The 9,831-nt window shown below is 42.2% G+C and carries 7 protein-coding genes; all 7 read left to right on the forward strand.

The annotated features are described in order from the left end of the window. Nucleotides 1–2,380 (forward strand): leucine--tRNA ligase (gene leuS, locus B4237_RS09205; RefSeq protein ID WP_286942815.1); only part of this gene is annotated, 2,380 nt, incomplete at its 5' end. A gap of 155 nt (nt 2,381–2,535) precedes the next feature. Continuing rightward, on the forward strand, nt 2,536–3,045 hold the full coding sequence (gene lptE, locus B4237_RS09210) for an LPS assembly lipoprotein LptE (protein ID WP_004881660.1): 510 nt from the start codon (nt 2,536–2,538) through the stop codon (nt 3,043–3,045). 9 nt (nt 3,046–3,054) lie between these two features. Beyond that, complete coding sequence (gene holA / locus B4237_RS09215; RefSeq protein ID WP_007479393.1) at nt 3,055–4,050, forward strand: DNA polymerase III subunit delta; 996 nt, start codon at nt 3,055–3,057, stop codon at nt 4,048–4,050. 42 nt (nt 4,051–4,092) lie between these two features. Beyond that, on the forward strand, nt 4,093–4,923 hold the full coding sequence (locus tag B4237_RS09220) for an SIR2 family NAD-dependent protein deacylase (protein WP_278596310.1): 831 nt from the start codon (nt 4,093–4,095) through the stop codon (nt 4,921–4,923). A 107-nt stretch (nt 4,924–5,030) separates the two neighbouring features. Continuing rightward, on the forward strand, nt 5,031–6,365 hold the full coding sequence (locus B4237_RS09225; protein ID WP_278596311.1) for a MacA family efflux pump subunit: 1,335 nt from the start codon (nt 5,031–5,033) through the stop codon (nt 6,363–6,365). A 1-nt stretch (nt 6,366) separates the two neighbouring features. Then, nucleotides 6,367–8,358, forward strand: a complete 1,992-nt coding sequence (locus B4237_RS09230) for a MacB family efflux pump subunit (RefSeq protein ID WP_278596312.1) — start codon at nt 6,367–6,369, stop codon at nt 8,356–8,358. Between the two features lie 11 nt (nt 8,359–8,369). Then, entirely contained in the window at nt 8,370–9,770 is a 1,401-nt protein-coding gene (locus tag B4237_RS09235) for an efflux transporter outer membrane subunit (protein ID WP_278596313.1), read from the forward strand. Nucleotides 9,771–9,831: the final 61 nt, after the last annotated feature.

Here is a 9,831-nt window from a genome sequence, read left to right on the forward strand (position 1 = left end):
GGGTTGGGATGCTTTTGGTCTTCCTGCTGAAAATGCAGCGATTGCACACCAAGTTGCTCCAGCAAAATGGACATTTGAAAACATCGCGTATATGCGTGACCAATTAAAAAAATTGGGCTTGTCTGTCGACTGGGACCGTGAATTTGCGACTTGTACTCCAGAGTACTACCACTGGGAACAATGGTTATTCGTACAGCTTTATAAAAAAGGCTTGATCTATCGTAAGCTTTCAACCGTGAATTGGGATCCTGTAGACCAAACTGTACTTGCGAATGAACAGGTTGAAAATGGTCGTGGTTGGCGTTCAGGTGCATTGGTAGAAAAACGTGATATTCCAATGTACTACTTCCGCATCACTGACTATGCACAAGAATTATTAGACGATTTAGACACATTAAAAGATGGTTGGCCACAACAAGTCCTCACCATGCAACGTAACTGGATCGGACGTTCTACAGGGATGGAAATCACTTTCCCTTCTGCCAATACTGAAGTCTATGCAGATGACTTAACGGTTTATACCACGCGTGCTGATACCTTAATGGGTGTGACTTATGTTGCTGTTGCAGCAGAGCACCCTATGGCTTTGAAAGCAGCTGAGAATAATCCTGAACTAGCTGCATTTATTGAAGAATGCCGCATGGGTTCAGTAGCAGAAGCTGATTTAGCCACTGCTGAAAAGAAAGGCATGGCAACAGGTTTGTTTGTAAAACACCCTGTAACAGGTGAGGAACTTCCTGTCTGGATCGCAAACTACGTACTCATGTCTTATGGTTCTGGCGCAGTGATGGCTGTTCCTGCACATGACGAACGTGACTTTGAGTTCGCTAATAAATTTAACTTAGCAATCAAGCAAGTGATTGATGCTAAAGGCACTGATGATGCTGAATACTCAGTAGCTGAATGGCAAGAATGGTACGGTTCTAAAGATGGCAAATTAGTAAATTCTGGCGAGTTTGATGGTCTTGAATTCCAAGCTGCTTTTGATGCCTTCATTGCAAAATTAGAACCACAGAATTTAGCAAATGCTAAGGTTCAATTCCGTTTACGTGACTGGGGTGTCTCTCGTCAGCGTTATTGGGGTTGCCCGATTCCAATGATCAACTGTAATACTTGTGGACAAGTACCAGTGCCAGAAGATCAATTGCCAGTCGTGTTACCAACTGATGTCGTACCAGATGGTTCAGGTAACCCACTGAATAAAATGCCTGAATTCTACGAAACTAAATGTCCAAGTTGTGGCGGCGATGCACGTCGTGAAACAGATACATTGGATACTTTCGTAGAGTCATCTTGGTACTATGCACGCTACGCATCTCCTGACTTTACAGGCGGTATGGTAAAACCTGAAGCAGCGCAAAACTGGCTTCCAGTGAACCAATACATCGGTGGTGTTGAACATGCCATCTTGCACTTACTTTATGCACGTTTCTTCCATAAGTTGATGCGTGATGAAGGTGTAGTACAAGGCAACGAGCCATTTACTAACTTGTTAACGCAAGGCATGGTTTTGGCAGACACCTTCTATCGTGAAGCTGAAAGTGGCAAAAAAACGTGGTTTAACCCTGCTGATATCGAATTAGAACGTGATGAAAAAGGTCGTATCCTTTCTGCTAAATATTCAGGTGATGGTCAAGAAGTTGTTATCGGTGGACAAGAAAAAATGTCTAAGTCGAAAAACAACGGTATTGATCCACAAGCCATTATTGACCAATACGGCGCAGATACTGCTCGTGTCTTTATGATGTTTGCTGCTCCACCAGATCAATCATTAGAATGGTCTGATGCAGGTGTTGAAGGTGCTAACCGCTTCTTGAAACGCGTATGGCGTTTGGCTGCTGGCTTCTTGGAAAAAGGTAATCAAGCAACGGCAATCAATAGCGCAAATCTTTCTACAGATGCGCAAGATTTACGTCGTAAAACCCATGAAACCATTCAAAAAGTGGGTGATGACATCGAACGTCGCCATGCTTTCAATACTGCAATTGCAGCATTGATGGAACTGTTAAATGCTAGCAACAAATTTGAAGCAAAAGATGACAATGATGTGGCTGTTGCTCGTGAAGCAATCACAACATTACTCACTTTACTTGCTCCATTTGCACCACACTTGAGCCAAAAACTTTTAGCTCAGTTTGGACAAGATTTAACAACGACTGAGTTCCCTCAAGTTGATGAGTCTGCATTGACACGTAATACGCAAACGATTGTTGTACAAGTGAATGGTAAACTTCGTGGTAAGTTAGATGTCGCTGTCGATATGTCTAAAGATGATTTATTGGCTTTGGCAAAAGCATTACCAGAAGTGCAACAATTCTTAACTGGCCCGACTAAAAAAGAAATTGTTGTGCCAAATAAACTCGTGAACTTGGTGGTTTAAAAGCTTGTAAGACTCCCTTTAAAGAAGGCAGATTAAAAGCAATAAACAAAACCTCATCAAAGCCCGCTGTCATTCAACGGGCTTTGATTCTAAAATATGGTCAATTTATTTAGTTTAAATCTTCCATGTTTGATGGAATATCATAAGGACAAAGCATGCATTTAGTTCAACGTGTTGCAGCAGTTGTATTAACTTTAGGCCTAAGTGCAGGCTTAGTCGGTTGTGGCTTCCATTTAAAAGGCAGTAACCCAACAGCGACGCCGTTGGTTTATAACAAGCTCACATTGGTATTACCTGATAATACTGATGAACTTGAAAATCGACTTAGCATTTATTTAAGTGCAACAGGCGTACAACTGAGCAACTCCAACGATGCTTATGTACTTCGTATTTTGGATTACACGCCTCGCCGTCAACTCCTAAACGGTAAATTGACAGAAGTATTACTGCGTCTAACAGTCACCTTCCAAATCGAAGATCGTCAAGGCAATAAAATCACAGAACCACGGACATTGACTGCTTCTCGTAGTTATCAATACGATGTTGCAACAGTGAATACCGACAACCAACAAGAATCTTATTTAGACAAGATTGTCATTGACGATGTGGCACAACAAATCACACGTCAAATCGCAGCAAACCGTCTACCTAAAGCACAGTCATAATTACGACTTATGAAACTAGATTATGTTCAAGCATTAAAACGTGTAGATGAGGCTCGTGGCGCATGGATTATGCATGGTCAAGAGCCTTTACTTGAACAAAATCTGCTAGATGCTTTTCGTAAAAGCTGGCAACAGCAAGAAGTTGAGCGTCAACGCTATGACATTAGCAGTGTAAATGACTGGAAAAATGTCTTTAATGCATTGAATAGTTTGTCACTATTTTCTCAGCAGCTTGCGATTGAAGTACACGGCAATATCAAACCTGATGCAAATGGATTAAAACTACTTAAAAGCTATATTCAACATAATGAACATAACTTACTGTTAATTGTGTTACCGAAACAGGATAGCAGCAGTCTAAAGTCAGCATTTTTCCAAGTCGTCGAAGCGAATGGTGTTGTTGTCCCGCTTACTGCAAACTATCCTCAAGATCGTCAACGCATCCTTACCATCGAAGCGGAAAAATTGGGGATCACACTCAACAATGATGCATGGCAATGGTTAATGCAACATCATGAGCATAACCTCCTCGCAGCAAAAAATAGTTTGATGCGCGTTGCGGATACCTTTCCAGATATTAAACAAATTCAAATAGAGCAGCTCTATGCATGTTTACAGGATCAATCGCGCTACACCACCTATGATTTAAGCGATGCATTATTGGCAGGTCATTTGGCTCAATCCGTCAAGATCTACCAATACTTACTTGCCGCGGGTGAACCTGACAGTTTGATCTTATGGACACTCAGTAAAGAAATGCGTTTACTGATGCAACTTTTTGAGCAACCACACAATGCATTACAACTCGGGATTTGGAAAACCAAAGTTTCACAATATCAGCAAGCTTTACGCCGCCTAAACCCTCGGCAATTTCTCACTTGGCCAGAGCTATTATTACGTATCGATGCATCGATTAAAGGTATGTCGAAAGAAAGCGCTGAACATTTAATGCTTCAAGCTGTCAGCGAATTATGTGGAAAAACTTTATTTATCCAATCTGCTTAAAATAAGATCTAAATTCAAGATAATAATAACAAGGTGAAAGCAATGATGTTCGGTCTAAGCCCAGATCAAATTCAGAAAATTAAAGTAGCCTTTCAACGCGCTGACAGCTTAATCATTTCAGCAGGTGCGGGTATGGGAGTGGACTCAGGTTTACCTGATTTTCGAGGCAATCATGGCATGTGGCAAGCTTACCCTGAGCTTGGAAAACAACGAATCGACTTTACTGAAATAGCCAATCCTGCCGCTTTTAGACGTCACCCACGTTTAGCATGGGGATTCTACGGACATCGACTCGTACTCTATCGTCAAACTAAACCACATCGAGGATTTACTTTACTCAAGCAATTGGCAGAAACATTACAACTACCCTATTTTATCTTTACCTCAAATGTCGATGGGCAATTTCAAAAAGCGGGCTTTGACTCGGCCAACATCTATGAATGTCATGGCTCAATTCATCATTTACAATGTCTAAAATCTTGCCAGCAAGAGATTTGGTCAGCAGATAATATTTCTCCTGAAATTGATCATCAAGAGTGCCAATGGTTAGGTGAGTTACCGCGCTGCCCTCACTGCGGTCATTTAGCACGCCCTAATATTTTAATGTTTGATGACTATGATTGGTTAAGCCATCGACATCACCTACAAGGTCAGCGTTTGGATCACTTCATCAAAGTACATCGCAATCCGATCGTGATTGAAATCGGTGCAGGTACAGCAATTCCAACTGTACGATATTTCAGTGAGCGCTTTGCACCCAACTTGATTCGGATCAATCCGCGTGAATACACACTTCCACCGCACGGCGGCATTGCACTTGCAAGTAACGCGGAGGCTGGGATCGAAAGTATTTATCAGATATTTATAAAATAAGTATGTGGAAAAATAGAAAATAATTCTCATTCTAGATTAAAAATATTCACGTTTTATCCTTATTTCACTTTTATACTAAGCCCAGTTCTCACTTTTGACCTGTCGCCATGCCAAAAACAACGTCTAAAAAAATACCATCTCGCAAAATTATTATTATCGCTATCGGCGTGCTCATCATTGCAGCACTCGGATGGATGTTCTTTAAACCCAAAGCACAGCAACCACAGTACATTAGCGCAGAAGTCTCTCGTGGCGATATTGAAGATTCAGTATTAGCGACGGGTGTACTTGAAGCAACCAAAATGGTGAGTGTCGGCGCACAGGTGTCTGGTCAGGTGAAGAAAATGTATGTGCAATTGGGTGATCAAGTAAAACAAGGTCAGTTAATTGCACAAATTGATTCGATTCGCCAAGAAAATGATTTAAAAACAGCAGAAGCAAGCATTAAAAACCAACAAGCTCAACTCGCTGTACAACAAGCGAATTTAGTAAAAGTTGAAGCAGAATATAAACGCCAACAAGCGATGTATAGCCAAGATGCAACGTCTCGAGCTGAGCTTGAAACTGCATTGGCAAATTACAAAACCGCTCAAGCGCAAATCGCAGCGATCAATGCACAAATTGAGCAGTCTCGCTTAACACTAGCGACAGCAAAAGAAGACTTGGGTTATACCCGTATCGTTGCACCGATGAATGGAACAATTGTTGCAATCGTGACAGAGGAAGGTCAAACCGTAAACGCCAATCAAACCGCACCAACCATTGTGAAATTAGCGACTTTAGACACTATGACTGTCAAAGCACAAATTTCAGAAGCGGACGTCATGAAAGTTGAAAAAGGTCAAACGGTGTATTTCACAACGTTGGGAAATAGCGAGAAGAAACACTATGCAACCTTGCGCCAAGTAGAGCCAGCTCCTGACTCAATCAATACAGAAAGCACGACGACCAGTTCATCGTCTTCAACATCTGCAATTTACTATAACGCTTTATTTGATGTGCCGAATGATGATGGCAAGCTTCGTATTGATATGACTGCACAAGTTTATATTGTATTAGCGGAAGCAAAAAATGCGTTAACCATTCCTGCGGCTGCGATTCAAAGCAAGCGTTCAAATCAAAAACAAAGCAGTAAAAATAATGCATCAACTGATACCACACAAAAACCTGAAACAGCAAATGCACAACGTCCAAAACGTTTAGAGTTAACCGATCAAGAAAAAGCACTCGTGTCTCAAGGTAAAGCGACAACAGGCATGGTGCGTGTCTTGCAAGCTGATGGCACGGCGAAGCCTCAACCTGTTCTGATTGGTCTTAATAACCGCGTGACAGCGCAAGTCCTGAAAGGACTTAAACAAGGTGATCAAGTTGTGATTGCTGATGCAACTGATAGTTCAAATGAATCAGCAAAACGTAGCAATCAACGTGCAATGAGAATGTAATATGACTCAAAATCAAACACATTCATCACAGCCGCTACTTGAGGTCAGCAAACTGACTCGGGAATTCCCTGCGGGTGAAGGTACAGTACAAATTCTCAAAGGCATTGATTTAAAGATTTATGCAGGTGAATTGGTTGCGATTGTTGGGCAATCAGGATCAGGTAAATCAACCTTAATGAATATCTTGGGCTGTCTGGATAAACCAACAGACGGAAGCTATCTAGTCAGTGGCCGTGAGACGAGACAGCTTGAACCTGATGAACTTGCACAATTACGTCGTGAATATTTTGGCTTTATTTTCCAACGCTATCATTTGCTTGGTGATTTAACTGCATCGGGTAACGTTGAAGTTCCAGCGATCTATGCGGGTGTAGAGAGCCATCTACGTCAAGAGCGTTCAGCTGAATTGCTCTCTGAACTTGGGTTAGAAGAGCGACTACATCATCGTCCAAGCCAACTTTCAGGTGGGCAGCAACAACGTGTTTCGATTGCACGCGCGCTGATGAATGGTGGCGATGTGATTCTTGCCGATGAACCCACAGGTGCATTGGATAAGAATAGTGGTATCGAAGTGATGCGTATTTTGCGTGAGCTCAATGCCAAAGGTCATACTATTATTTTAGTCACCCATGATATGAATGTTGCAAAAAATGCGACACGTATTATTGAGATTAGTGACGGTAATATCATCTCAGACCGCGCAAATACACCTGAAAATGATGATGCCGATTTAGATCGTCAAACATTACAAAGAACACCTCAAAAGAAAACCTCTGCATGGCGATCTTTTCTAGATCGCTTGGGTGAAGCATTCCGTATGGCACTGCTTGCCATGAATGCACATCGAATGCGAACCTTTTTGACCATGCTTGGAATCATTATCGGGATCGCCTCTGTGGTTTCCGTTGTTGCGCTCGGTAATGGTTCACAAAAACAGATTTTGGAAAATATCAGCAGTCTCGGAACCAACACTATTACCGTATATCAAGGTCGTGGCTTTGGTGATAACTCAAGAGCATCACAAACCAAGACCCTCGTTCCTGCCGATGGTGAAGCTTTAGCTGAGCAACCCTATGTCGATGGTGTCAGCCCTTCTGTGAATACAAGCGTCACTTTACGTTTTAAAGAAACGGAAGCCTCAGCAACTGTCAATGGTGTGAGTTCCGACTTCTTCTATGTTCGAGGCATGACCTTTAAGTCTGGACAAGCTTTTGATAAAGACAGCGTGACTCAACGTGCGCAAGACGTGGTCATCGATACCAATACTGAAAAAACGTTCTTTGCGGATGGAACTAATCCGCTCGGACAAGTGATCTTATTGGGTAGTGTGCCAAGTCGTGTCATTGGTGTGATTGATGCAGAAAAAGGCTTTATGGGAAATTCAGACAGCTTAAATGTCTATCTCCCCTATTCAACGGTCATGAGCCGCATGTTAGGTCAGTCTAATGTACGTAGCATCATTGTTCGTATTAAAGATGAATATCCAAGTAGTGCGGCTGAAAATGCGATTTTGACTTTGCTTGAGCAACGCCACGGCGCACAAGATGTCTTCACTCAAAACTCAGACAGTATTCGTGAAACGATTCAACAGACCACTGCAACGATGACATTGTTGATTTCAGCGATTGCGGTGATTTCACTGGTCGTCGGTGGAATTGGCGTAATGAATATTATGTTGGTCTCTGTGACGGAACGAACCCAAGAGATTGGTGTCCGTATGGCGGTCGGTGCTCGACAAAGTGATATTTTGCAGCAGTTCTTGATCGAAGCAATTTTGGTCTGCTTACTGGGTGGTGTACTCGGTGTACTCCTGTCTTTAGGTATTGGACAAATTATCGGGCACTTTGCCAAGGGCATCATTGAGATGAGTTATTCAACCACATCCATTGTTGCAGCCTTTGTCTGCTCAAGTTTGATCGGTATTGTTTTTGGTTTCTTACCCGCACGAAATGCAGCACAACTCGATCCAGTTGCAGCTTTAGCAAGAGAATAAGGAATTTGAGTATGTCTTTTCATTTAAACAAATTAGGACTTGCATTAGCACTCACAAGTTCTCTAGCTGGCTGCTCTGCTGTTGTCAAAACACCTTACAACGCACCATCTGTACAAGTTCCGCAGCAATACCAATACGATGCGCAAACCAATAAAAGCGTAGCGCTTACAGACCAATGGTGGACATTATTTAATGACACTCAGCTCAATCAATTGATTGATCAAGTCTTGGCGACGAATAGTGATCTAAGTGTTGCAGGTATCACACTGAAACAAGCCCGCTTACAAGCTGGCTTGGCAGCAAATCAGCAAGGCATCCGCACCAGCTCAAGTGTATCGACAGGTCATAACTATGATCTACGTTCAGGCGATGGTTCAGATCGTGGTTTATCTGCTAGTGTCGGTGTAAGTTATGAACTCGATTTGTTTGGAAAACTCGCCAATCAAACAGAAGCCAGTCGTTGGGAAGCGCTCGCTAGTGCTCAAGACTTACAAGCAACGGCACAAAGTTTGGTAGGAACAACTGCAAAACTGTATTGGCAATTGGGCTATCTCAATGAACGCTATCAAACCGTTCAACAAAACTTAGCCTCGACTCAAAAGATTTATAATTTAGTTCAATCGCAATATAAAGCGGGTGCGGTTTCTGGCTTAGATCTCACGCAAGCTGAACAATCTGTGCAAAGCCAAAAAGCAAGTTTGAGTCAGATCGAACAACAACGTGTAGAAACACGTACTGCTCTCGCTGTACTGCTACATGAACCTGTACAACAACTGAACATTCAAGAACCTGCTAAATTACCGCGTAATGCATTACCCAATATCGCTGTTGGTTTACCCGCAGATATTTTATCTCGCCGCCCTGATTTACAAGCCTCAGAGTTACGTCTTCGTAAAACGTTAGCCAGTAAAGATGCAACCAAAGCCAGTTATTATCCGTCGATTAATCTGACTGGAAATTTGGGTTCTTCGAGTACATCTCTGACTCAACTTTTGCAGAATCCAGCACTCACTTTAGGCGCAAGTTTAAGCCTACCCTTTCTTCAATATAATGATATGAAGAAAGATATTGCGATTAGTGATCTTGAATATGAGAAAGCCATTACTCAATATCGTCAAACGTTATACCAAGCATTTGCTGATGTAGAAAATGCGTTATCGAATCGCACTCAACTTGATCAACAAGTTCAGCTCCAACAACGCAATCTTGAACTAGCGGATAAAACTGAGCGACTCACTGAAGTTCGTTATCGTAATGGTGCGATTGCATTAAAGAATTTACTTGATGCACAAGAGACCACACGGAATGCCCGACTGAGCTTAGTTGAAACCAAGCAGAGTCAATACAATGCCTATGTGACCTTAATGCAAGCACTAGGTGGAAGTCCTGTGAAAGAACTGCCTGAACAATAACACACGAGTTGTTATTACTTACTCACTTACAGTTTTTGGCTCATTTTTAATGAGCTGAGAA

Source organism: Acinetobacter sp. UBA6526, assembly GCF_002434875.1.
Classification (GTDB): domain Bacteria; phylum Pseudomonadota; class Gammaproteobacteria; order Pseudomonadales; family Moraxellaceae; genus Acinetobacter; species Acinetobacter venetianus.